At 73.9% G+C, this 21,196-nt stretch carries 20 protein-coding genes and 1 pseudogene; 12 read left to right on the forward strand and 9 right to left on the reverse strand.

What is annotated here, in order from left to right; all coding sequences use genetic code 11:
- Positions 1-51 precede the first annotated feature (51 nt).
- The 7 genes and pseudogenes from AB0O36_RS15160 to AB0O36_RS15190 all read left to right on the forward strand — a co-directional run bounded on the left by AB0O36_RS15160 (position 52) and on the right by AB0O36_RS15190 (position 5,798).
- On the forward strand, positions 52-1,029 hold the full coding sequence (locus AB0O36_RS15160; protein WP_365109557.1) for a transcriptional regulator: 978 nt from the start codon (positions 52-54) through the stop codon (positions 1,027-1,029).
- Positions 1,022-1,491: pseudogene (locus tag AB0O36_RS15165) on the forward strand (hypothetical protein). The gene AB0O36_RS15160 and the pseudogene AB0O36_RS15165 overlap by 8 nt, the downstream one beginning before the upstream one ends.
- A gap of 168 nt (positions 1,492-1,659) precedes the next feature.
- Positions 1,660-2,181, forward strand: a complete 522-nt coding sequence (locus tag AB0O36_RS15170; protein WP_365109396.1) for a hypothetical protein — start codon at positions 1,660-1,662, stop codon at positions 2,179-2,181.
- A gap of 193 nt (positions 2,182-2,374) precedes the next feature.
- Positions 2,375-3,385, forward strand: coding sequence for a glutathione S-transferase C-terminal domain-containing protein (locus tag AB0O36_RS15175; RefSeq protein ID WP_365109560.1), 1,011 nt, complete (start codon positions 2,375-2,377; stop codon positions 3,383-3,385).
- Positions 3,386-3,610: 225 nt separating this feature from the next.
- Positions 3,611-4,225: an HPP family protein gene (locus AB0O36_RS15180; protein WP_365109399.1), complete on the forward strand. Its 615-nt coding sequence runs from the start codon at positions 3,611-3,613 to the stop codon at positions 4,223-4,225.
- 59 nt (positions 4,226-4,284) lie between these two features.
- Complete coding sequence (locus AB0O36_RS15185) at positions 4,285-4,602, forward strand: hypothetical protein (protein WP_365109402.1); 318 nt, start codon at positions 4,285-4,287, stop codon at positions 4,600-4,602.
- A complete protein-coding gene (locus tag AB0O36_RS15190) occupies positions 4,599-5,798 on the forward strand; it encodes an aromatic acid exporter family protein (protein ID WP_365109404.1) in 1,200 nt (399 codons plus the stop codon). Before AB0O36_RS15185 ends, AB0O36_RS15190 begins: the two co-directional genes overlap by 4 nt.
- A 72-nt stretch (positions 5,799-5,870) precedes the next feature.
- On the opposite strand, the gene AB0O36_RS15195 is transcribed toward AB0O36_RS15190, so the two are convergent.
- Complete coding sequence (locus tag AB0O36_RS15195; RefSeq protein WP_365109407.1) at positions 5,871-7,154, reverse strand: Nramp family divalent metal transporter; 1,284 nt, start codon at positions 7,152-7,154, stop codon at positions 5,871-5,873.
- Between the two features lie 87 nt (positions 7,155-7,241).
- Here AB0O36_RS15195 and AB0O36_RS15200 point away from each other — a divergent pair, with 87 nt between their 5' ends.
- Entirely contained in the window at positions 7,242-7,739 is a 498-nt protein-coding gene (locus AB0O36_RS15200) for a GNAT family N-acetyltransferase (protein WP_365109409.1), read from the forward strand.
- 48 nt (positions 7,740-7,787) lie between these two features.
- On the opposite strand, the gene AB0O36_RS15205 is transcribed toward AB0O36_RS15200, so the two are convergent.
- Positions 7,788-8,291 (reverse strand): hypothetical protein, encoded by a 504-nt coding sequence (locus AB0O36_RS15205; protein ID WP_365109412.1) that lies wholly within the window; start codon positions 8,289-8,291, stop codon positions 7,788-7,790.
- Between the two features lie 440 nt (positions 8,292-8,731).
- Here AB0O36_RS15205 and AB0O36_RS15210 point away from each other — a divergent pair, with 440 nt between their 5' ends.
- Entirely contained in the window at positions 8,732-10,795 is a 2,064-nt protein-coding gene (locus AB0O36_RS15210; RefSeq protein ID WP_365109414.1) for a discoidin domain-containing protein, read from the forward strand.
- 87 nt (positions 10,796-10,882) lie between these two features.
- Positions 10,883-11,551 carry a TetR/AcrR family transcriptional regulator gene (locus AB0O36_RS15215; RefSeq protein ID WP_365109417.1) on the forward strand — a complete coding sequence of 223 codons (669 nt, stop codon included), beginning with the start codon at positions 10,883-10,885 and terminating at the stop codon, positions 11,549-11,551.
- On the opposite strand, the gene AB0O36_RS15220 is transcribed toward AB0O36_RS15215, so the two are convergent.
- The gene (locus AB0O36_RS15220; RefSeq protein ID WP_365109419.1) at positions 11,548-12,792 is read right to left on the reverse strand and encodes an FAD-dependent monooxygenase; all 1,245 of its coding nucleotides are present in this window, start codon (positions 12,790-12,792) and stop codon (positions 11,548-11,550) included. The two genes, AB0O36_RS15215 and AB0O36_RS15220, sit on opposite strands and share 4 nt — an antisense overlap.
- A 78-nt stretch (positions 12,793-12,870) precedes the next feature.
- On the opposite strand from AB0O36_RS15220, the gene AB0O36_RS15225 reads away from it, so the two are divergent.
- Positions 12,871-13,455: a TetR family transcriptional regulator gene (locus tag AB0O36_RS15225; protein WP_365109420.1), complete on the forward strand. Its 585-nt coding sequence runs from the start codon at positions 12,871-12,873 to the stop codon at positions 13,453-13,455.
- Here AB0O36_RS15225 and AB0O36_RS15230 read toward each other — a convergent pair.
- From AB0O36_RS15230 to AB0O36_RS15255, 6 genes are all read right to left on the reverse strand, one after another.
- Entirely contained in the window at positions 13,418-14,344 is a 927-nt protein-coding gene (locus AB0O36_RS15230) for an STM4011 family radical SAM protein (RefSeq protein WP_365109422.1), read from the reverse strand. The genes AB0O36_RS15225 and AB0O36_RS15230 overlap by 38 nt on opposite strands.
- 6 nt (positions 14,345-14,350) lie before the next feature.
- Positions 14,351-15,787 carry an STM4012 family radical SAM protein gene (locus AB0O36_RS15235; protein ID WP_365109425.1) on the reverse strand — a complete coding sequence of 479 codons (1,437 nt, stop codon included), beginning with the start codon at positions 15,785-15,787 and terminating at the stop codon, positions 14,351-14,353.
- A complete protein-coding gene (locus tag AB0O36_RS15240; RefSeq protein WP_365109563.1) occupies positions 15,784-16,590 on the reverse strand; it encodes an STM4013/SEN3800 family hydrolase in 807 nt (268 codons plus the stop codon). Before AB0O36_RS15240 ends, AB0O36_RS15235 begins: the two co-directional genes overlap by 4 nt.
- A 10-nt stretch (positions 16,591-16,600) precedes the next feature.
- A complete protein-coding gene (locus AB0O36_RS15245) occupies positions 16,601-17,734 on the reverse strand; it encodes an STM4014 family protein (RefSeq protein ID WP_365109428.1) in 1,134 nt (377 codons plus the stop codon).
- A gap of 10 nt (positions 17,735-17,744) precedes the next feature.
- Positions 17,745-18,707: an STM4015 family protein gene (locus AB0O36_RS15250; protein ID WP_365109431.1), complete on the reverse strand. Its 963-nt coding sequence runs from the start codon at positions 18,705-18,707 to the stop codon at positions 17,745-17,747.
- Positions 18,708-18,818: 111 nt separating this feature from the next.
- A complete protein-coding gene (locus AB0O36_RS15255) occupies positions 18,819-20,294 on the reverse strand; it encodes a cytosine permease (RefSeq protein ID WP_365109433.1) in 1,476 nt (491 codons plus the stop codon).
- Positions 20,295-20,377: 83 nt separating this feature from the next.
- Here AB0O36_RS15255 and AB0O36_RS15260 point away from each other — a divergent pair, with 83 nt between their 5' ends.
- Entirely contained in the window at positions 20,378-21,085 is a 708-nt protein-coding gene (locus AB0O36_RS15260) for a TetR family transcriptional regulator C-terminal domain-containing protein (protein WP_365109436.1), read from the forward strand.
- The last annotated feature ends 111 nt before the right edge of the window (positions 21,086-21,196 follow it).

Raw genomic sequence — 21,196 nt, forward strand, 5'->3', positions numbered from 1 at the left:
GGGGCGGGCTCGTCGGCGGAGCTGGTGCTGTCGGTGGGGGATCTGACGCGGATGCGGTTCTGCGTGTCCCCGATGTGGGAGGTCGGGCCGAGCATGCGGCTGCTGCGGTCCGGGGCCGTGCACCCGGTGCACGGGCCGTGGGCGGAGCAGGTCCGGCCCCGGCTGGCGGCGGCCGGGCTGGACGGGGGCCTGCTCGCCGAGCTGGTGCCGCCCCGCGGTTACGTGCCCGACTTCCTCAACCCGGTGCCGTCCGGGCCGGCGCCGACGCGGGCGGAGGAGCTCGCCGGGATCCGGGCGGCCCCGGAGGCGGACGTACGCCGCGACCTCGACCGGCTGCGGGCGGAACAGGGCGCGCTCGGATCCCGCGCCCGGGGCCTGTACGCCGATCCGCGGGCGCAGCTGGTCCGGCTCACGGAGGAGATCGAGGCGTACTGGGAGCTGGCGCTGGCCCCGTACTGGGCCCGGATCCGGGCGGTGCTCGACGCCGACGTGTTCCACCGGGCGCGGCAGGCCGCCGAGTACGGCACGGCACGGCTCTTCGACGAACTGCATCCGGCGGTCGGGTGGAACGGCACCGGGCTGCGGCTGCCCCGCCGGCTGCGCCCGCTGCCGGCGGGGGCGTCCGGGGCGGGACTGCTGCTGATCCCTTCGGTGTTCACCGGGCCGGTGCCGTTCACCCGGGTGACGCCGCCGGATCCCCCGCAGCTGGCGTATCCGGCGCGCGGCACGGGGAGTCTGTGGGAGCGGCGGCCGGTGGCCGCGGGCGGGACGGCCGCGCTCGCGGCGGTGCTGGGCCGCTCCCGGGCCCTGCTGCTGGCCGAGCTGGAGACACCGGCCTCCACGACCGAACTGGCCCGCCGTACGGCCCTGTCGGCACCCGGGGTGTCGCAGTGCCTGCGCGCACTGCACGGCGCCGGCCTGGTCAGCGCCCACCGGGCCGGGCGGTCCGTGCTCTACGCCCGCACGGCGGCCGCCGAAAACCTGCTCGCCGCGCCGGCGGGTCCGGGGTGGCTTCCGGCCCATGGCTGACGGGAGTTACCGGGAACCGCGGCTCGCGGCGGTCTACGACGCCCTGGACGCGGACCGCAGGGACCTCGACGCGTACGTCCGACTGGCGGAGCAGTACGGGGCGGGTACGGGGCGCTGCGGCCGGGCGGGCTGCTGGTGTTCGAGACCAGGGACCCGGCCGCCCCTGCCTGGGAGCGGTGGCACCGCGGGTCCACGTACCGGGTGACGGCGGTGCCCGGCGCCGGCGCGGTGGAGAGCTGGGCGGAGGTGACGCGGGTGGACGGGCCGTTGGTGACGTACCGCGAGACGGGGGTGTTCACGGCGGACGGGCAGGTGCTGCCCTCCGAGTCGACGCTCCGGTTCCGCGAACGGCGCGAGGTGGAGGCGGATCTGACGGGGTGCGGGTTCGCGGTGGAGGAGGCTCGCGGCGCTCCCGACCGGCCTGGCCTGGAGCTCGTCTTCCTGGCCCGTCGCCCCGGATGAACCGAACGGGGTAGCGGTACGGGCCCGGGGCACCCGGGCGTTCACACGTCAGGACGAGAGAGGTGTTATTTCCTGTTTCGGGGTTATGTCTGCTTTTGCCCCGTATGGTATGTACGGCGCGAAGGTCACGGGACAACCGGCAACGGGCGAGAGGCGGGCACGGTGGGCATGGCAGATGTGGCGGTTACGGGCGGGGTGGGGCGCGGACTGGCCGGCGCGGCGCTGGTCGCGATGGCGGTGCTGGGCTCGGCGGGATGCTCGGGCACGCAGGAGAGCGCCTCGGACGCCGCCTCGAAGGCGGCGTCGGCGGCGCAGTCGGCGGGCGCTGAGGTGTCGGCGGCCGCGTCCAAGGCCGCCGGGGCCGCGTCCTCGGCGGCAGGGGTGGCCGAGAACAAGCTGGACGAGATCAAGAACGGGGTGGAGGCGAAGGACGAGGTCGCGCTCGGGGAGCCGTCCGCCGACAGCGAGGGCTACGTGAAGGTTCCGGTGACGGTGCAGAACACCGACGCCGCGAAGAAGTCCTTCGCCGTCCAGGTGAACTTCAAGGACGAGAGCGGCAACAAGGTCGACACGGTGATCGTCACCATCGACGACGTGGCCGGCAAGGCGACCGGGCGCGGGACCGCGCGCAGCACGCACCGCCTGCCGGGATCGGTCACCGCGGAGACCGAGCGCGCCGTGCGCTATTGAGGCGCCCCGGAGCGGACCCCGGCGGGAGCGGGCGTGCGGGGCGACCGCGCAGGGCGACCGCGAGGGGGTGACCACACAGGAGCGGCAGGCGCGTCCGCCGGCCCGCGGGCACGTCCGCCGGCCCGCGGGCGCATCCGCCGCGCCACGGACGCATCCGCCGCGCCGCCCGGGGTAGGGGCCCCGCGTGGGCTACGTGAACCGGGGCAGGGACTACTCCCGCGACACCCGGTACCTCGCCACCCGGATCACCGCGGACGGCCGCGAGGGCTTCCCCGTGGAACCCGGGCGGTACCGGCTGGTCGTCAGCCGGGCCTGCCCCTGGGCGAGCCGGGCGGTGACCGTACGGCGGCTCCTCGGGCTGGAACCGGTGCTGTCCATGGCGATCGCCGGTCCGGTGCACGACGAGCGGAGCTGGGCGTTCGACCTGGACCCGGGCGGGCGCGACCCGGTGCTCGGCATCCGGCGGCTCCGGGAGGCGTACCTCGCCCTCGACCCCGGCTACGACAAGGGCATCACGGTGCCCGCGATCGTCGACGTGCCCTCCGGCCGGGTGGTCACCAACGACTTCGCGCGGCTCACCCTCGACCTCTCCTCGGAGTGGAGGGCCCATCACCGCCCGGGCGCCCCCGATCTGTACCCGACCGCCCTCCGGGACGAGATCGACGCGGTGAACGCGGTGGTCTACGAGGACGTGAACAACGGCGTCTACCGGGCGGGCTTCGCCGGGACGCAGGAAGCGTACGCAACGGCCTTTGGGCACCTCTTCGCCCGGCTGGAACAGCTGTCGGCCCGACTGGAGGACAGCCGCTACCTGGTCGGCGACACGATCACCGAGGCGGACGTGCGACTGTTCACGACACTGGTCCGCTTCGACGCCGTCTACCACGGCCACTTCAAGTGCAACCGGCGGAAACTGACCGAAATGCCCGTGCTGTGGGCGTACGCCAGGGACTTGTTCCAGACCCCCGGCTTCGGCGACACGGTCGACTTCGACCACATCAAGCGGCACTACCACCTGGTCCACGACGACATCAACCCCACCGGGATCGTGCCGGCGGGACCGGACCTGTCGGGCTGGCTGGAGCCGCACGGCAGGGCCTCGCTCGGCGGCCGGCCGTTCGGCGCGGGCACGCCGCCCCCGCCCGCTCCCCCGGAGGAGCGGGTGCCGCCCGGGCACACACCGCTGGGCGGCGGGCCGGCCTGATCGCGCGGTCCGCGCCGCGAGACCGCCGGGCGGACCCGGGTGCGGGGCGAATCGTCCCATTCCGTATCATCGACGGAACGCCCCGTCGGGCCCGACCGGGACCGGAGGGCGCGACCGGCCTCCCCGTCGACCATCCGTCGGCCACGGGCACCGCCGGTCCGACGCTCCTGTCCGTGTACGCCGCCCGGCCGGCCGGTCGGCCCTGCCCGAAACAGAACCCGCCCCGTGCCTTCCGAAGACACCCTGACCGGATCCCCCGCCGCCCCGGCCCCGACCACGACCCCAGCGCTGCCGGCGGACGGCGGCGACCGGCCCCGGACGGGGCCGGCCCGCCTGGCCCGGCTGCTGCGCCCGCTGGCCGGACGGGCTCCCGCTCCTCCGGCCCCCGCCGCGGCCCTGCACAACATGAGCGCCGCCACGGCCGTGCTCCTGGCCCTCGTCGGCATCGGCACGCTGATCCACGAGCCCGTCCTGATACCCCCGCTCGCCGCCAGCGCCGCGCTGGTGCACAGCGTCCCCGGCCTGCCGCTCGCCCAGCCCCGCAGCCTGGTCGCCGGACACCTGCTGTGCGCCGGCCTCGGGTACGCGGCCCTGCACCTGCTGGGCAGCTCCCCGTGGACGGCCGCCCTCGCCGCCGGCGTGTCGCTGGCCGTCATGGCACTGGCCCGCACCCCGCACTCCCCGGCCGCCGCCACCACCGTGGTCGTCGTCCTGCAGTCCCCCGCGCCCGCCCGGTTCCTGCCGCTGCTGGCCGGCTCGACCCTGCTGCTGGTGCTGGCCGGCTGGGCGGCCTCGCGGGCGCGCCGTACGGCCCCCAGGTACCCGGTGTACTGGTGGTGAGACCGGCCGGGGCGCGTGGATCCCGCCCGATCCGGAGCAAATGGCTCTAGCCTCGGCACATGACCGAGAACGAGATCAAGCTCAAGGCCATCGCCTCACTGACCGCCCTGCGCGCCGGAGTCGACGAGCGACTCGTCTCGGACCTGCTGGGCGAGGTGATCCCGACGGAGTTCACGGTGCCCGCCGGGGGCGGCCCCGAGGCTGCCGGGCTGGCGGTCCTGGAGCAGCTGTCGGACCCGCTGAGCGCGCTGGTCGACGGATTCATCCTCGCCTTCCAGGCCGTCGCGGACGCCCACGACGACGGCGGGGCCGAACCGCCGGTCGAGGCGATCCTGCAGGACCTGGCACTGCAGCTGGCCCGGGACAACTTCGAGTGATCGACATCCTGGTCCGGTGGGTCCGGCTGCTCCGCGAGCCCCTGGTCGTCCAAGCGCTGCGCTCCACCACGGCGGCGGTCCTCTCGTACGTCGTCGCGCTCCGCCTCAGCAGCGAGCCGGTGCCGCTCACCGCCCCGCTGACCGCACTGCTCGTCGTCCAGGTCACCCTCTACTCCACCCTGACCACCGGCATCAGGCGCATGAACTCGGTGGTCGCGGGCGTCCTGATCGCCATCGGCTTCAGCGCGCTCGTCGGGCTGAGCTGGTGGAGCCTGGGGCTGCTGATCCTGGCCTCGCTCGTGGTGGGGCACCTGGTCCGGGTCGACGAGTTCGTCCCCGAGGTGGCCATCAGCGCCATGCTGGTCCTCGGCGTCACCCAGGTCGCCGACACCGCCTGGGACCGGATCCTGGAGACGCTCATCGGCGCCGCGGTGGGCCTGCTGGTCAACCTGCTCGTGGCACCGCCGGTGTGGGTCGGTCCGGCCGGCGCCGCCATCACCGACCTCGCGGACCGGATGAGCCGGCTGCTCACCCATCTCGGCGAGGCCCCCCTGGGGCACACCGACGTCGCCCGGGCCGCGGCGCGCCTGCACGAGGCACGCCGCCTGGACAACGACATCGCGCACGTCGACGCGGCGCTCAGGCAGGCCGAGGACAGCCTCCGGCTCAATCCGCGGGTCAGGGAGGCGGTGCTGTTCCGCCTGGTGCTGCGCACCGGTCTGGACACCCTGGAGATCTGCGCCGTGGTGCTGCGGGTGGCCTGCCGCACCACCACCGACCTGGCCAAGGCGTGGGCCGAGGGGCCGGAACCGGCCGTCCCGGAGGCGGGCGTCACGGCGGCCCTCCGGGAGGTGCTCGAACACACGGCACTGGCGGTCGTGAGCTTCGCCAAACTGATCACGGCACAGGTGAGCGCCAACGCCGAGGAGGCCGAAGCCCGGCTGGCCCGCGAACTGGCCGTCGCCAGGAGCAGCCGCGACCGGTTCGCCGACCTGCTGCTCGACCGGATCCGGCAGACCCCCGCCCAGTGGCAGCTGTACGGCGCCCTGCTGGCGGAGATCGACCGGGTGCTGGACGAACTGGGCGTGGAGAAGCGGACCGAACGGCTGATGGAGGAGCTCGACCGGCACGCCCGCAGCCGCCGGCCGCGCTCGCTGCGCGGCATGCTCCGGCCCGGGCCGGCGTCACCGGGATGACCGGCCGCGGGCCCGGAACGGCCGCCGGCACCGGGAGGGGCGTTGCCAGGGGCCGGTTCCGAAAGGCGCCCCCTACCGGGCCTGCTCCCGCAGCTGCTGGACGCAGAGCACCACGAACAGCAGGCCGGCCGCGCCGAGCATCGCGTTGCTCAGCAGCCCGTTGCGCCACTCGGCCGGTGTGCGCGCCGAGTTGAGCAGCCACAGCAGGGTGAGGGCCAGGAACGGCATGAAGAGCGCACCGATCACCCCGTACCCGACGACCAGCGCGAACGGCTGGTCGAGGAAGAGCAGGCTGATCGGCGGGAAGGTGAGCCAGAGCAGGTAGGCCCGGAAGGGCCGGGACTTCTCCGGGCACGGCGCCCCGGCGGTGAGGGACGGCCGGAACTTGCCCGCGAAGTCGGCGAACATCAGGCTCACCCCGTGCCAGACCCCGATGAGCGAGGTGTACGAGGTGGCGAAGAAGCCGACGAGGAAGAGCTTGGCCGTGGCCGTCCCGTAGCGCTCCTCCAGGACGGTGCTCAGGTCGAGCAGCCCCCGGTCGCCCTTGGTCAGTGCCACGCCGGAGGAGTGCAGCAGCTCCGCGCCGACGAAGAGCATGGAGACCACGAAGATGCCGGTGGTGAGGTAGGCGACGCGGTTGTCCAGGCGCATCACCTTCATCCAGCCGGCGTCCGTCCACCCCTTGGCGTTGACCCAGTAGCCGTAGGCGGCCAGGGTGATGGTGCCGCCCACGCCGCCGATCAGGCCCAGGGTGTAGACGAGCGAGCCGTCCGGCAGGACGGGCACCAGCCCGGCGAGGGCGGAGCCGAGGTGGGGCGTGACCCGGACCGCGAGGTAGACGGTGACCACGAACATCACGCCGACCAGGACGGTCATGGCCTTCTCGAAGACGGCGTACCGGTTGAACCAGACGAAGACCAGCCCGCCCAGGCCGCACAGCACGGCCCACGCCTTCAGGTCCATCGTGCCCGGGAAGAGCGCGGCCAGCGGCAGGGCGCTGGAGGACATCGCGGCGGCGCCGTAGACGAAGCCCCAGACGACGACGTACCCGGCGAAGTAGGCGGTGGTCCAGGGGCCGAGGCTGCGCCAGCCGTCGAAGAGGGTGCGGCCGGTGGCCAGGTGCCAGCGGCCGGCGGCCTCGGCGAGCGAGATCTTGACGAGGCAGCCGATCACCGCGGCCCAGAGCAGGGTGTAGCCGAACCTGCTGCCCGCGATGAGGGTGGCGACCAGGCCTCCCGCGCCGACCCCGGTCGCCGCGACCACGATCCCCGGGCCGATGGACCGCCGACCCGCCGTGCGGAGTGCGGGGGTGTCCCGTCCGCCCGCCACGGTTCCGGTCCGGTTGCTGTCCGCCATCGGTGGCCGCCTTCCCGTTCGCCCCTGAGGTGACGTGATCACCAAAACGGCTGGGGCATTGGGGCGCAAGGGCGCAAGAATGGTCGAATGACCACCCGTGCCGCGTACCCCGCTCTGACGTTCCGCCGCCCCGGAGAGGCCGACCACGCCCGCGTCCTGGCCGTACTGGACGACTGGTGGGGCGGGTTCAAGGGCGCCGAGGGCTCGCGCGAGCGGGCGCTGTTGCTGCCCCGGCTGTACTTCCGGCACTTCACCGCCACCAGCACGCTGGCGGAGTACGGCGACGGCCGGCTCGCGGGCTTCCTGATCGGTTTCGTCTCCCAGACCGATCCCCGGACGGCGTACGTCCACTTCTCCGGGGTGGATCCCGCCCTGCAGGGGCGGGGCGTGGGGCGGCTGCTGTACGAGGGGTTCTTCGAGCAGGTGCGCACGCGGGGCGTGCGGAGCGTCGGCTGCATCACCAGCCCCGGCAACGCCGGCTCGCGCGCCTTCCACACCCGGCTGGGGTTCACGGCCTCGGGGGTCCTGCCCGACTACGACGGGCCGGGGCTGGACCGGATCTCCTTCCACCTCGACCTGGCCTGAGCCGGCCCGCGGGTGGGGGGTGCCCGCGGACCGGCCGTACGGCGGGGGTCAGCGGAAGAGCATGCTCGCGCCGCCCGCGGGGGTGGTGACCGAGCCCGGGCAGAGGAAGCTGCCGGAGGTCTTGGTCGCGGTGAAGGCCTGGTTGACGTACTTGCGGGTGGTGCCCTCGCGGTTCCAGGCGATGTTGGTGGCCTTGTAGCGGCAGGAGATGAAGCTCTGCCGGCCGGTGATGTCGATGGCGTCCGTACGGGCCGTGCCCGCGGTGTCGTCGAAGGTGAACGCGGGGTTGTTGTTCAGGCTCGCGGTGATGCCGCCGGTACAGGCCAGGTTGCCGCCCGGCGCGTTGATGGTGGAGCGGTCGACGGTCAGCGCGGCGGGCGGGTTGGCGCTGGTGGCGGCGTTGGTCCAGGTACAGGTCTGGCCGGCGACCACGATGCTGCCGTCGAGCCGCTGCTCGGCGGCCGGGCGGGCGTGCGCCGCGGTGGCGGTCCCGCCGGCGAACAGCACGGCCACCAGGGCGGTGACGCCGTACATCCGGGAGATGCGGTTCATGGTGCTCCTCCTTGCCACGTCCTTGTGGGGTGACGCGGAGCTCCTGCGGGCTCCGCGGGAGTGCGCCCCGCCCGCACCGCGACGGATTCGCGCGCCGTGCCGGCAGGGGGAGAGAGCGTGCGCGCCCGGGCCGGCTGCCACCGTCTGGCGGAGCGGCGGGGATACGGACCCGGACGTCAGGGAGGGTCGCACAGGCCGGTTGAGTTGTCATGTACCGAACAATCGATTGGCCGGTTCTCCACGTTCGGCCGGTCCGCGGCCGGTTCCGCGCACTCGTGGGCAGACCCCCGGAAACGCCCGGGCAAATCCGACGGGCCATCAGGTCACTTGTCCCGGACCCTTGACTCCGTACGCGCCAGTAGGGATTCTCTGACACAACTTTTGCGCGGAGCATGTCAAGAATGCGCCGTCCGCCACCGACGAAGACGTGGGTGATGTCCATGACCCGTACCAGGCACAAGCGGCGGCGCCGCGGGCCGCTCGCCGTGCTGTCCCTGCTCCTCGCCACCCTGGTCGCACTGCTCGGGCCCGTGCCCGGGTCGGCCGCCGACACCGGCGGCGACTGGTGGAACCCGACGGCCCGGCCGCAGCCCGACTCCGGTGTGAACGTCACCGGCGAACCGTTCAAGGGCACCAACGACAAGGGCGAGGTGCGCGGCTTTGTCGACGCGCACAACCACCTGATGTCCAACGAGGCGTTCGGCGGCCGGCTGATCTGCGGAAAGCCGTTCTCCGAGCTGGGTGTCGCCGACGCGCTCAAGGACTGCCCCGAACACCCGACGCTCGCCGTCTTCGACTACATCACCAAGGGCGGCGACGGCAAGCACGATCCGACCGGCTGGCCCACCTTCAAGGACTGGCCCGCCCACGACTCGCTGACCCACCAGCAGAACTACTACGCGTGGGTCGAGCGGGCCTGGCGGGGCGGCCAGCGCGTGCTCGTCAACGACCTGGTCACCAACGGCGTGATCTGCTCCGTGTATTTCTTCAAGGACCGCAGCTGTGACGAGATGACCTCGATCCGCCTGCAGGCCCAGAAGACGTACGAGATGCAGGACTACGTCGACAGGATGTACGGCGGCCCGGGCAAGGGCTGGTTCCGGATCGTCACCGACAGCGCGCAGGCCCGGGAGGTGGTCGAGGAGGGCAAACTGGCCGTCGTCCTCGGCGTGGAGACCTCCGAGCCCTTCGGCTGCAAGATGATCCTCGACGTGGCGCAGTGCAGCCGGGCCGACATCGACAAGGGATTGGACGAGCTGTACCGGCTGGGCGTGCGCAGCATGTTCCTCTGCCACAAGTTCGACAACGCCCTGTGCGGGGTCCGGTTCGACACGGGCGCCCTCGGCACGGCCATCAACGTGGGGCAGTTCCTGTCGACCGGCACCTTCTGGAAGACCGAGCAGTGCGCCGGTCCGCAGCAGGACAACCCGATCGGTCTGGCCGCCGCTCCGAGCGCGCAGAAGGAGCTGCCGGCCGGCGTGACCGTCCCCTCGTACGCCTCCGGCGCCCGCTGCAACAGCCGCGGGCTGACCGACCTCGGGGAGTACGCCGTCCGCGGCATGATGCAGCGGAAGATGATGCTGGAGATCGACCACATGGGCGTGAAGGCCGCGGGCCGCGCGCTGGACATCCTGGAGTCCCAGGACTACCCGGGTGTGATCTCCTCGCACAGCTGGATGGACATGGCCTGGTCGGAGCGGGTCTACAAGCTGGGCGGTTTCATCGCCCAGTACATGAACGGCGCCGAGGGCTTCAGCTCGGAGGCCAACCGCACCAAGGCCCTCCGCGAGAAGTACGACGTGGGGTACGGCTACGGCACCGACATGAACGGCGTCGGCGGCTGGCCCGGCCCGCGCGGCGCGAACACCCCCAATCCGGTCCGCTACCCGTTCACCAGCACCGACGGCGGCTCGGTGATCGACAAGCTGACCGCCGGACAGCGGACCTGGGACCTCAACACCGACGGCGCCGCCCACAACGGCATGGTCCCGGACTGGATCGAGGACATCCGGATCGTCGGCGGACAGGGCGTGGTGGACGACATGTTCCGCGGCGCCGAGTCCTACCTGAGGACCTGGGGCCGCTCCGAGGCGCACCGGGCCGGGGTCAACCTCGCCGCGGGCAGGCCCACCTCGGCCTCGACCACCCAGTGGTGGAACCCGTTCACCTCCTACGCGTCCGGCCGGGCCGTGGACGGAGACCGGAGCACCCGCTGGGCCAGCGAGTGGAGCGACGACCAGTGGCTGCGGATCGACCTCGGCTCGACGCAGCGGGTCGGCAAGGTCACCCTCGACTGGGAACGCGCGTACGGCAGGTCGTACCGCATCGAGGTGTCCGACGACGGCTCCACGTGGCGGACGGCGTGGTCCACCACCGCCGGTGACGGTGGCCTGGACACCGTCACCTTCCCCGGCACCACGGCCCGGTACGTCCGCGTCCACGGCGTGGTCCGCGGTACGGGCTGGGGCTACTCACTGCACGAGGTCGGGGTGTACAGCGCCTGACCGTACGGCCGTGCGTCCGCGCCGGCGGTCCGACGGGACCGCCGGCGCGGGCGCGGTGTTTTGCGCACGAAGGGAACGACGGAAGCGATGACCAGCCGCAGGCCGCTCGCCGAACGGCGCCTCCAGCTCACCGAGGCGGCGATCCGGGCCATGACCCGGGACGGCGTCCCCAGGACGACGACGAGGTCGATCGCCGCCGAGGCGGGCGTGTCCCTCAGCGTCTTCCACTACTGCTTCGACTCCAAGCAGGCCCTGATCGAGTCGGTCATGACCACGATCACCGACCACTACGTGGGGCGGGTGAAGGAGGCGCTGCGACCGCGCGGCACGTTCCGGGAGACGGTGCGGGCCGGCTTCGGCGCGTACTGGGAGCACGTGTGCGCGCAGCCCGGTGAGCACATGCTCACCTACGAGCTGACCCAGTACGCCCTGCGCACGCCGGGGTTCGAGCCGCTGGCCCGCCGCCAGTACGAGCGGTACGCCGAGATCTACGAGGAGCTGATCGGCCAGCTCGGCGAGACGATGGGGGTCGAGCTGCGGGTGCCGGTGCCCGTGCTGGCCCGCTACCTGGCCGCCGTGACGGACGGCCTGACCCTGAACTTCCTGGTGCTGGGCCACGATCCGGCGGCCGCGGCGGCCATCCTCGACATGGTCACGGACCAGGTGGCCGCGTTCGCCGGGGGCGGGGTGGCCGCCGGGGGCGGGGGGTTCGCCGCGGCCCACGGGTTCGGGTCCCGCCCGGCCGGGCCCCGCTAGGCGGCGGCCGGCGGCAGCCGGAAGCCGCCGTACAGGCCGTCCAGGGCGCGGTGGGCGGCGCGCGCGGGGGTGGCGCGGAGGGCGGCGTCGCGGAGGGCGACGGCCAGCGGGTGGGTGAGGCCGGCGACGGTGCCGGCCCGGCGGGAGCGGACCAGGATGGCGTTGGTCCGGGGGTGGCGGGCCGCGGTGTACCGGGCGAGGGCGGCCGGGACGGCCTGCGGGTCCGGGGCCGCGTCCAGCAGGTGGGCGAGGACGACGGCGTCCTCGATGGCCTGGCAGCCGCCCTGGCCCAGGTTGGGCGTCATCGCGTGGGCGGCGTCGCCGAGCCAGGCGATCCGTCCGTGGTGGTAGCGGGGCAGCGGTGCGGCCAGGTCGTAGAGGTCGTGCTGGAGCAGGGCCGCGGGGTCGATCCGGTCCAGCAGGGCGGGGAGCGGGGCGTGCCAGGTGCCGAAGCGGCGGGCCAGTTCGGCCTTGGGGTCGGCGGGCCGGGTGCCCTCGGGGACCCGGGCGGTGGCGTAGACGTAGACGCGGCCGTCGGCGAGGGGGACCACCCCGAAGCGCATGCCGCGGCCCCAGGTCTCGCCGGCCTCCGCCGGTGCCAGGCCCTCGCCGGGGACCACGGTGCGCCAGGCCGTCTCGCCGCTGTAGCGCAGGCCCGGGTGGGTGGGGAAGAAGAGCCGGCGCAGCGGGCTGTGGATGCCGTCGGCGGCGAGCACCACGTCGGCCGTCAGGTCCCCGGCGGAGGTGCGCACGACGGGGCGCCGACCGGCCGTTGCGCCGGTGCGCGGGGCCTCGTCGGCGCGGCCGGCACCGCCGACGCGACCGGCGGGGTCGGCGTGGTCCACGCCCGTGACCCGGGTGCCGTAGCAGAGGGCGTCGGCCGGGAGGGCGTCGGCCAGGGCGGCCGAGAGGGCCGCGCGGTGCACGGCCAGCGGCGGGCGGCCGTACCGGGCGGCCAGGGCGTCGGTGTCGGCGCGCATCAGCGGGCGGCCGTCGGTGTTCCGGGTCCCCATGGCCGGGGCGACGGCGTCCCCGGCCCAGGTGCCGGTGCCGAAGCCGATGGCCTCGAAGGCCCGCAGTGCGTTGGGGGCGAGCACGATCCCGGCGCCGGCGGCCGACGGTCCGGCGGCGCGTTCGCAGACGGTGACCCTCCAGCCGGCCCGGTGCAGGGCGACCGCCGCGGTCAGTCCGCCGATGCCCGCGCCCGCGATGACCGCGTGGCCCTTGGTGCCCTTCGCCATGGCGCACTCCTCTCCTCACTCTCGGCTCTACAGATGTAGAGCCGCATGGATGGCACTCTACAGCTGTAGAGTGGGGGCATGTCCACCCCAGACCGCAGGATCCTGATCGCCGACTCCGCCATCGCCCTCGTGGCCTCCTCGGGGCTGCGCGGGCTGACGCACCGGGCGGTCGACTCCGCCGCCGGGCTGCCCGCGGGCAGCACCTCGTATTACTTCCGTACGCGTACGGCGCTGATCGACGCCTGCTACGAGCGGCTGGCCGCACTCGACCTCGCGGACTTCGACTCGGACGGCGGCGCCCTCCCCCCGACCGGACGGGAGGCGGCCGCGGGAGCGCTCGCGGCCCTGCTGCACCGGTGGCTCACGGTGGGCCGGGAGCGTCAGCTGGCCCGCTGGGAACTCACCCTGGAGGCCGCCCGCAATCCCGGACTGGGGCCGGGGCTGCACCGCGCGGGGCGGGCCTCCCGGGACCGGGCGGCCGCCGTCCTGGCCGCGCTCGGCGCGAAGGACCCCGGAGCCTCGGCGGACCTGCTGGTCGCCTGGACGGAAGGGCTCCTCTTCGATCGGCTCGCGGGGGCCACGGCACGCACCCGGCCGGCCCCCGACCCGGCCGAACTGGCCGCGGTCACCCGTCGGATGCTGGACGCCGCCCTGGACGGATGAGGGGCAGGGGGGTACGTCCGGCGGGTGCCGGGGCGGGCGGCAGGGACGCGGGGACGCGTTCCAGGACACCGCCCGCGAACACGTCGTGGAGCGGCAGCGTCTCCAGGTGGACGTAGCCGATGTGGCAGTCGCAGACCGCGAGCGGGCAGGGCCTCGGGGCGAGCGCGGCACGGTAGGAGCCGTCGTAGAGGTTGCCCAGCTCGGCGGGGACGAAATGGCAGCGGCGGACCGTGCCGTCCCCGTCCACGGACAGCACCGACTCCCCGGTGCGGCAGGGCAGTCCGGCCGAGCGGTGCGGGTGGCGGCTGTAGGGGAAGAGCGGGTCCACGGCGGTCCAGGTGTCCGCCTCGGCGTCGGTGTAGGTGTGGCCCTCGGCGGCGTTCACCCAGAGGTAGACGTGGTCGGGGAGGTCGGCGCGCAGCCGGCGGGCGTGGTCCAGGTTCCCGGGCAGGCCGACGATGCCGACGCTGTGGCGGATGCCGAGGGCGTCGAGCCGGCGCAGCTTCGCCAGGAAGCGCTCGTACGGCGTCTGGCCGGGGTGGTACGTGCACCAGAGCGCCAGGGTGCCGGGGTCGGCGGCGGCCAGCCAGTCGGTGCGGCAGCTGAGGTTGGTCTGGATGGCCACGCGCCGGACGTGCGGCCGGTGCGAGAGCTCGGTCAGGGCCCGCCGGTACCAGGAGCGGACCAGTCCCTCGCCCCAGGGGGTGAAGAGGAGGGAGAGCCGGTCCCCGGTGCGGGAGGCCGAGGCCGCCCAGGCCGTGAAGCGCTCCAGGGCCGCCCGGTCGGTGCGGAGCTGCTCCGGCGTGTCGCGCCGCTTGGCGAACGGGCAGTAGGGGCAGTCGTAGTCGCAGGAGGCGAGCGGGCCGCGGTAGAGCAGGGTGAGGTCCACGGCCGGCTACTTGGGTTCGTAGGCGGCCATGGCCGCGCGGACGGCGGGCGAGAACAGCTCGGGGCCGAGCGCGTCGGAGTGGGCGAGTCCTTCGGGTGTGAGGCGCAGGAGAGGTCCCGTGCCGCCGTCCGCGTCGTCGGCGGGGCCTTCGAGCCAGCCGCGGGCGGCGAAGGCGTCGAGTTCGGCGGGGAAGTCCCGGTGCGGGTGGGTGCCGAAGCGGTCGCGGTAGTCGGCGAGCGGCATGCCACGGGCCTGGAGGAGCGATTGCAGGAGGTGGCGCCGGCGGGCCTCGTCGCCGTCGACGTACCGGCCGTGTGCGGCGCGGCCGAAGGCGGCGTCGGAGGTGGCCGTGTAGTCGTCGATGATCGCGCGTATCTCGCCCATGTCGACGGCGTAGTCGAAAGAGTAGTGGAGGGCGGAGGTGTAGGAGCGGGCGCCGCAGCCGAGGCCGATCATGCCGTCGGTCTGGCAGGCGTGGTCGTCGGGGCCCTGCGGGGCGGTGCCGGCGCGCCGGAACATGCGCATCGACACCTGTTCGTAGCCGTGCGCGAGGAGGTGGTCCCGGCCCCGCCGGTAGAGGTCCAGGCGCTGTTCGTCCCAGTCCCGGTCGGTGTGGGCGGTGCGCCGGGCGAGACCGGTCAGGGGGCGGACGTACAGCGGGTAGAGGTACAGCTCCTCGGGCTGCCAGGCGAGGGCCGCGTCCAGGGAGGTGCGCCAGGAGGCCGGGGTCTGGCCGTCGATGCCGTAGATGAGGTCGATGTTGAGGACGGGGATGCGGGCGTCGCGGATCCGGCCGAGCGCGGCCTCGACGTCGGCCCGCCGCTGGGGGCGGACGGCGGCCCGGGCCTCCTCGTCGACGAAGCTCTGCACGCCGATGCTGAGGCGGGTCGTGCCGCGTTCGGCGAGGACGGCGAGGCGGTCGGCGGTGGCGGTCGCGGGCGATGCCTCGACGGAGAGCGGGACGGCGCGCAGGTCGGCGCCCATGCGGTGCTCGGCGATGTCGCAGAGCCGGGTCAGCTCGTCGGCCGTCAGGAAGGTGGGGGTGCCGCCGCCGAAGGCGGCGTTGGCGAAGCGCACCGGCCCGTCGTCGCCGAGGGCCTCGCGCACGGCGGCGGCCTGCCGGTCGAGCGCGTCGAGGTAGCGGCCGGTGAGCCCGTCGGGCGCGCCGATGCGGGTGAAGAGGTTGCAGAAGCCGCAGCGGACCTCGCAGAAGGGGATGTGGAGGTAGAGCGAGAGGGCGTCCTTGCGCTCGCCGCGCCACAGGTCGCGCAGGGCGGGCCGGTCCGGGAGCGGGCGGTACGCCGTCTTGTGGGGGTAGGCGTAGACGTAGCTCCGGTACGGGCGGACGTGCTGCGGCGCGGCGGGGGCGGCCGGCGCGGCGGGGGCGGCGGCGGTGGGGCCGGTGGGAGTGGCGGGGGTGGCGGGGGTGGCGGGGGCGGTCATGCGGACGGCTCCAGGAAGAAGTGGGCGTACGGAACGGTCCACACGGCCTCGTGGGCCAGGCGGTGGCCGGTGTAGCCGTCGTCGCCGTAGGTGGTGCCGTGGTCGGAGCAGACGATGGCGAAGCAGCGGCGGCGGGAGCTCATCGCGGTGAACAGCCGGCCGATGTGCCGGTCGACGTACTCCAGCGCGGCGGCGTGGCTGGCGCGGGTGTCCCCGGCCTCGCGGGTGGCGCCGGGGAGGTGGAACCAGTTGGGCTGGTGCAGCGCCGAGGCGTTGAGGAAGAGGAACAGCCGGCGGTCGGCGGGAAGGGCGGCGACGACCTGCTCGGCCCGTTCGACCTGGGCCTCGAAGGAGGTGGGCGAGGCCACGCCGAAGCCGGGTTCCCAGTGGCTCTCCTGGAACATGCCGGGCAGTACGCCGCCCAGTGCGCCCTGCCGGTTGAAGAAGCCGACCCCGCCGATGCACACGGTCCGGTACCCGGCTGCGGCGAGGCCGGACACCAGGTCGGGGGTGTCGAAGACGTAGGTGCGCCCGGCGGTGGTCTCGCTGCCGGCGAACCGGGCGGCGAACAGCCGGGGGTGCGAGCCGGGCGTGGCGGGGGTGGGCAGGAACCCGGCGAACATGGCCTGGTGGGAGGCGTAGGTGAAGCTGCCGGGGGCGTGCCGCTCCTCCCAGGCGCCGCCGGGCAGGTGGCGGGCCAGGTTCGGCAGGCGCCCGGCGGCGGCCAGTTCGGCGGCGACGTCGTGGCGGAGGGTGTCGAGCGTGACCAGGAGCAGGTCGTCGCGCCCGACGACCTCGTTCATGTCGGGCTGGTCAGCGGGATGGTGCTGGTGCACGGTGGTGGTTCCTCGTGTGGAGCTGCTGTACGTGGCGGGGTGCGGCGGCGATCTGGGCGGCGTAGGTGTCGAGGCCCTCGGCCCCGCTGCCGGGCAGGCCGGTCAGGCCGGGCAGCAGGTCCCCGAAGGCGTTGACCTCGGCGACCGCGTACCGCCGCCAGCCGACGGCGGGCAGCAGGTCGACGCCGACGCACAGGGTGCCGGGGAAGCAGGCCGCGGCCCGTTCGCAGGTCCGCAGGGCGTCGGCCCAGTGCGGGCCGGCCGCCGCGACGGCCGCGGCCAGGTCGCCGCGCCGGCCGCCGAGGTGGAGGTTGGTCATGGGCGAGCGGCTGGTGCGGAGGACGGCGTGGGTGGCGCGGCCCGCCACGACGACGACGCGGAGGTCCGCCGTCACCCCGTCCAGGGATGCCTTGGGCCACCAGCGTTCGAGGTGCAGGCCCTCGGGTGCGAGGGCGTCCACCAGGGCGGCGAGCTCGGGCTCGCGGGTGATGCGGCGCAGCCGCAGCGAGTTGTGGAGGCTGCCGTCCCCGGCGGTCTCCACGGAGGTGGTGGCCCTGATCCTGCCCCGGCCGGCGGTTTCCACGGCGATGACCCCGGACGCGGAGGACCCGTGGGCGGGCTTCACGAACACGCGCGGCATCCGGTGCGCGGCCATGAGGGCCCGTACGTCGTCCCAGCCGCGCACCGGCACGGCGGCCCCGGAGGTCGGGGACTGCGGGACCGGTACCCCGGCCCGGTCGAGGGCTCGGTGGCAGTGCCGCTTGTCGAAGAGGACGGCGAGCTCCGCCGGGTCGTCGAGGCGGATGCCGCCGCGGAGCGTGCCGACGGCGGCGGTGAACCGCGCGTGCCAGCGGGCGCCGCCCTCCACCCGGGTCGGGTCGTCCAGGCCCCGCAGGGTCCGGTCGACCTCGGCGTTCTCGCCGGGTGAGTCGAGCCGGACGAGCTCGTCGGCGGCGAAGTCCGCGCCGCCGTCGCGCAGGACGGCGGCCCAGGGCACCACACGGGGTGCGGGCAGTCCGGCGTCGAGGACGGCCCGGGTGAACAGTCCGACGCGACGGTTCTCCGGGTTGCCGACGACCGCCCAGCGCGGCGGCGCGTGGTGTCCCGTCATCGTCGTCCCGTTACTCTCCGACCGCGACGTAGCGCCAGACGCGGCCGTCGTACTCGTCCTCGTCGGCGTGGCCGCGGTCCAGGTCGAGGGCCACGCCGGCACTCTCCAGCACGTCGCGGAAGCGCTGCCGCAGCGGCTCCCCGATGTAGTTGTGGTGCAGGTCGAGGCTCTTGAGGTGGGTGAGCGGCTGACCGTCGAGCAGCGCGGTCGCGCCCGCGTCGGTGAGCACGCCCATGGACAGGTCCAGGCCCTCCAGCCGGGCGACGACCGGCGCGGAGGCGACGGCGGCGGCGATCCCGTCCTGGACGTCGCTGTTGCGCAGGGCCAGGTGGCGCAGGCGCGGCAGGCGGGAGCCGTCGAGGATGGGCTGCACGTCGTCGGGGGTGCTGTCGCCCCCGTAGTTGTCCGTGCCGAGCCAGAGGTCGAGGTGCTCCAGGGCCGGCAGGTTGCTGGCTGCGATGTTGCGGACCACCCGGGCGCTCAGGCCGCCGGTTTGGACGGTCAGCGAGCGCAGCCGCCCGTGCGTGAAGGGAGGGAAGACGAGGTCCGTTCCGCCGCGGATCCCGAACTCCTCCAGTTCCGGGAAGCCTTCGAGGAGCGGACCGACGTCGCCTTGGTTGATCCAGGAGATCTCGCACTCCTCGGACTCCATGTCCCCGAGGAACAGGGCCCGGAGGGCGGGGAGGTGCGGACGGGCGTCGAGCAGCGCGGCGACGATCTCCTCGGGCCCGCTGTCGTACGCCTCTTCCCACGCGCCGACCACGATCGCGCGCACGCGCGTGGTGTCGACGGCCGCGGTGAACCGGGCGAACGCCTCCGTCCAGGACTCCTCGGCGTCGTAGGTGTCGGAGGAGATCCGCCACGCCACGGCGTCGGCATCGGGCAGCGGGGTCGTCCGGTCCCCGTCGTCCGGTCCGGGGAAGTCGAAGACGGGCAGCCCGTACGACTCCTTCAGGTGCCTCGCGTACGTCATGTCGCCGCCGTTCCTCGTCGGTCGTCTCCGGTGCGCTGCAAGTTGTAGCAAGGAGCACTGACAGCCCTGGCGCCGGGGCGGCCGGAAGGCCCACGGCTCGTATCCCGCCGGTCAGGTGCCGGACGCGGTCGGCTGGGCGGGCGGTGTGCGGCGGGAGAGGAGGGCGTAGAGGACAGAGGAGACGAGGAGGCCGGTGGGGAGGGAGAGGTCGAGGCCGCCGAGGGCTTCGGCGAGCGGGCCGGTGTAGAGGGTGTCGACGCACAGGGCCGCGGCGGCGGCGCCGGCCAGGAGTGCGACGGCGCCGGCCGGGTTGACTCCCCCGGTGTACCAGAAGGGGCTGCCGGGGCTCTCGTCGGTGAGTTGGCGTCCGTCGTAGCGGCAGCGGCGCAGCAGTATGTCGGTGGCGTAGACGGCCGTGGCGGGGCCGAGCAGGATGACGGTCAGCTGGAGGACGTCGCTGACGGTGCCGAGGAAGTCGGAGACCAGCAGGGCGTACAGGGTGAGGGACACGGCGACCACCCCGTCGACGATCACGCTGAGGGAGCGGCGGATGCGCAGGCCGACGGCCTGCAGGGCGAGGCCGGCGCTGTAGGCGGTCATGGCGTTGACCGCGATGGTGCCGAGGACCAGGGCGAGCAGGAAGACGGGGCCGAACCAGGAGGGCAGGATCCCTTCCAGCGCACTCTGCGGGTTGCTCATGTCCAGGACGGTGGCGGCGCACGCGCCCAGGAAGCAGACGACGACGCCGGGCAGGAAGCCGCCGAGGGCGGTCCATCCCGCCGTCGCGCGTGCGGGCGTCGTACGGGGCAGGTAGCGGGAGAAGTCGGCGCTGGTGGTGTAGGAGAGCGGGCCGGAGGCGATGAGGGTGACCCCCGCCAGCAGGGTGGCCCACAGCTCGGTGCCGGTGAGCGGCTCGGCGGGGGCGTAGGAGAAGTCGGTACGGGCGAGCACGGCGGCCGCGACGACGGCGAACGCGGCGGTGAGCGCCAGGGTCATCGGCAGGTAGAGCCGGACGATCGTGGCGTGGCCGTAGACGCTGATGGCCAGGGTGAGGACGGCGATCACCACGACGACGGCGGCCTTGGTGGCCGCCCCCGTGGAGAGACCGGTCTTCTCGATCAGTGCGACGGCGGCGGTCGCGGCGGCGGCCAGGTTGAGGGCGAAGTAGCAGACGGAGATCGTCCAGCCGGTGACCGCGTTGTTCACCCGGTTGCCGCGGATCCCGTACATCGCCCGGGTGATCACTTCGCTGGGGGTGCCGGAGGCCGGGCCGGAGATGGCGAGGTAGCCGGTGAGCAGCCAGAACAGGTTGCCGACCACGATCACGGCGAAGGCCTGCCACAGGCTCAGGCCCATCAGGACGAGCGCGCCGCCGATCACCAGGCTGAGGTAGTTGACGTTCGCCGCGGCCCAGATGGAGAAGAGCTCGCGGGGGCGGCCGTGCCGCTCGGCCTCGGTGATGTGGTCGATGCCGTGGGCCTCGATGCGGCCGGGGGTGTCCGGGGCCGGTCCTGCCGCGGTCGCCCCGGCCGGCTGGTGCGGGCCGGGGCGCGGCTGTGGCTGCGGCTGGGGGTTCGTGGACGCCATGAGGCCCTCCGGATGCTGGTCGGTGCTGGTCGTACCCGCCCGCTTGCTTGCTTATTGGTCGCACACTCAATAACATCGTCGGCATGTCGTCAAGCGTTGAGCGCAAACGAGTTCGCAAATCTCCCGAGGCCCGTCGTACGGAGATCGTCGAAACCGCCACCTCGGTCGCCCTGACCGAGGGGCTGGAATGCGTCACCCTGCGGCGGATCGCCGAAGAGCTCACCGTCCGGCCGGGTCTGATCAGCCATTACTTCCCCGCGGTGGAGGATCTTGTCGCCGAGGCGTTCGGCAGTGCGGCGGCCTCCGAGCTCGAAGCCCTCCTTCCGGCCGACCGTGCCGGGGACACCGCCGAGGCCCGTCTGGCCCGGTTCTTCGCGCGTGCGACGGGTCCCGCGTACGACGACATCAGTCGGCTGTGGATCAACGCGCGGCACCTCAGCCGGTACCGGCCGGTGCTCCGCGACCGGGTCGCCGAACAGGAGGCGGCCTGGCGCGGGCGGCTGGAGGAGGTGGTCCGCGAGGGTGTGGCGCAGGGCCGGTTCCGCACGGCGGACCCGTATGTGACGGCCATTCGGATCCTGGTGGTGCTGGACGGTCTCGGCGCCCATGCCAACACCGACACCTCCGGCCGGCCCGAGGCCGTCACCCTGATGGCCGTGACCACGGCGGAACAGGATCTCGGTCTGCCCGCCGGCAGCCTGGTGGCCGCCGCCGAGCGGGCCGCGGCCTCGCAGTGCGCGGCCGAGCGGGCCGCCACCGAGCAGGCCGCCACCGAGCGGGCCACCGACTGATCCCTCGGCACACCGCCGCACCCGCCGGTCCTTGCCGGCCCCTCCCCTCCCGTCCCGTCCCGTCGTCCTTCACCTCCCCTCCCTTCACCTCCCCGTACCGGCCCTCTGGAG

The sequence above is a fragment of the Streptomyces sp. NPDC089799 genome (genome assembly GCF_040684755.1).
Taxonomy (GTDB): Bacteria; Actinomycetota; Actinomycetes; order Streptomycetales; family Streptomycetaceae; genus Streptomyces.

What these genes read in the sequence shown, in the direction of transcription:
- AB0O36_RS15160 (WP_365109557.1), top strand. Translation starts at nt 52, where the DNA reads ATGCGGTTCTGCGTGTCCCCGATGTGGGAGGTCGGGCCGAGCATGCGG.
- AB0O36_RS15170 (WP_365109396.1), top strand. Translation starts at nt 1,660, where the DNA reads ATGGCAGATGTGGCGGTTACGGGCGGGGTGGGGCGCGGACTGGCCGGC.
- AB0O36_RS15185 (WP_365109402.1), top strand. Translation starts at nt 4,285, where the DNA reads ATGACCGAGAACGAGATCAAGCTCAAGGCCATCGCCTCACTGACCGCC.
- AB0O36_RS15195 (WP_365109407.1), bottom strand. Translation starts at nt 7,154, where the DNA reads ATGGCGGACAGCAACCGGACCGGAACCGTGGCGGGCGGACGGGACACC.
- AB0O36_RS15200 (WP_365109409.1), top strand. Translation starts at nt 7,242, where the DNA reads ATGACCACCCGTGCCGCGTACCCCGCTCTGACGTTCCGCCGCCCCGGA.
- AB0O36_RS15205 (WP_365109412.1), bottom strand. Translation starts at nt 8,291, where the DNA reads ATGAACCGCATCTCCCGGATGTACGGCGTCACCGCCCTGGTGGCCGTG.
- AB0O36_RS15210 (WP_365109414.1), top strand. Translation starts at nt 8,732, where the DNA reads ATGACCCGTACCAGGCACAAGCGGCGGCGCCGCGGGCCGCTCGCCGTG.
- AB0O36_RS15215 (WP_365109417.1), top strand. Translation starts at nt 10,883, where the DNA reads ATGACCAGCCGCAGGCCGCTCGCCGAACGGCGCCTCCAGCTCACCGAG.
- AB0O36_RS15220 (WP_365109419.1), bottom strand. Translation starts at nt 12,792, where the DNA reads ATGGCGAAGGGCACCAAGGGCCACGCGGTCATCGCGGGCGCGGGCATC.
- AB0O36_RS15225 (WP_365109420.1), top strand. Translation starts at nt 12,871, where the DNA reads ATGTCCACCCCAGACCGCAGGATCCTGATCGCCGACTCCGCCATCGCC.
- AB0O36_RS15235 (WP_365109425.1), bottom strand. Translation starts at nt 15,787, where the DNA reads ATGACCGCCCCCGCCACCCCCGCCACCCCCGCCACTCCCACCGGCCCC.
- AB0O36_RS15240 (WP_365109563.1), bottom strand. Translation starts at nt 16,590, where the DNA reads ATGAACGAGGTCGTCGGGCGCGACGACCTGCTCCTGGTCACGCTCGAC.
- AB0O36_RS15245 (WP_365109428.1), bottom strand. Translation starts at nt 17,734, where the DNA reads ATGACGGGACACCACGCGCCGCCGCGCTGGGCGGTCGTCGGCAACCCG.
- AB0O36_RS15250 (WP_365109431.1), bottom strand. Translation starts at nt 18,707, where the DNA reads ATGACGTACGCGAGGCACCTGAAGGAGTCGTACGGGCTGCCCGTCTTC.
- AB0O36_RS15255 (WP_365109433.1), bottom strand. Translation starts at nt 20,294, where the DNA reads ATGGCGTCCACGAACCCCCAGCCGCAGCCACAGCCGCGCCCCGGCCCG.
- AB0O36_RS15260 (WP_365109436.1), top strand. Translation starts at nt 20,378, where the DNA reads ATGTCGTCAAGCGTTGAGCGCAAACGAGTTCGCAAATCTCCCGAGGCC.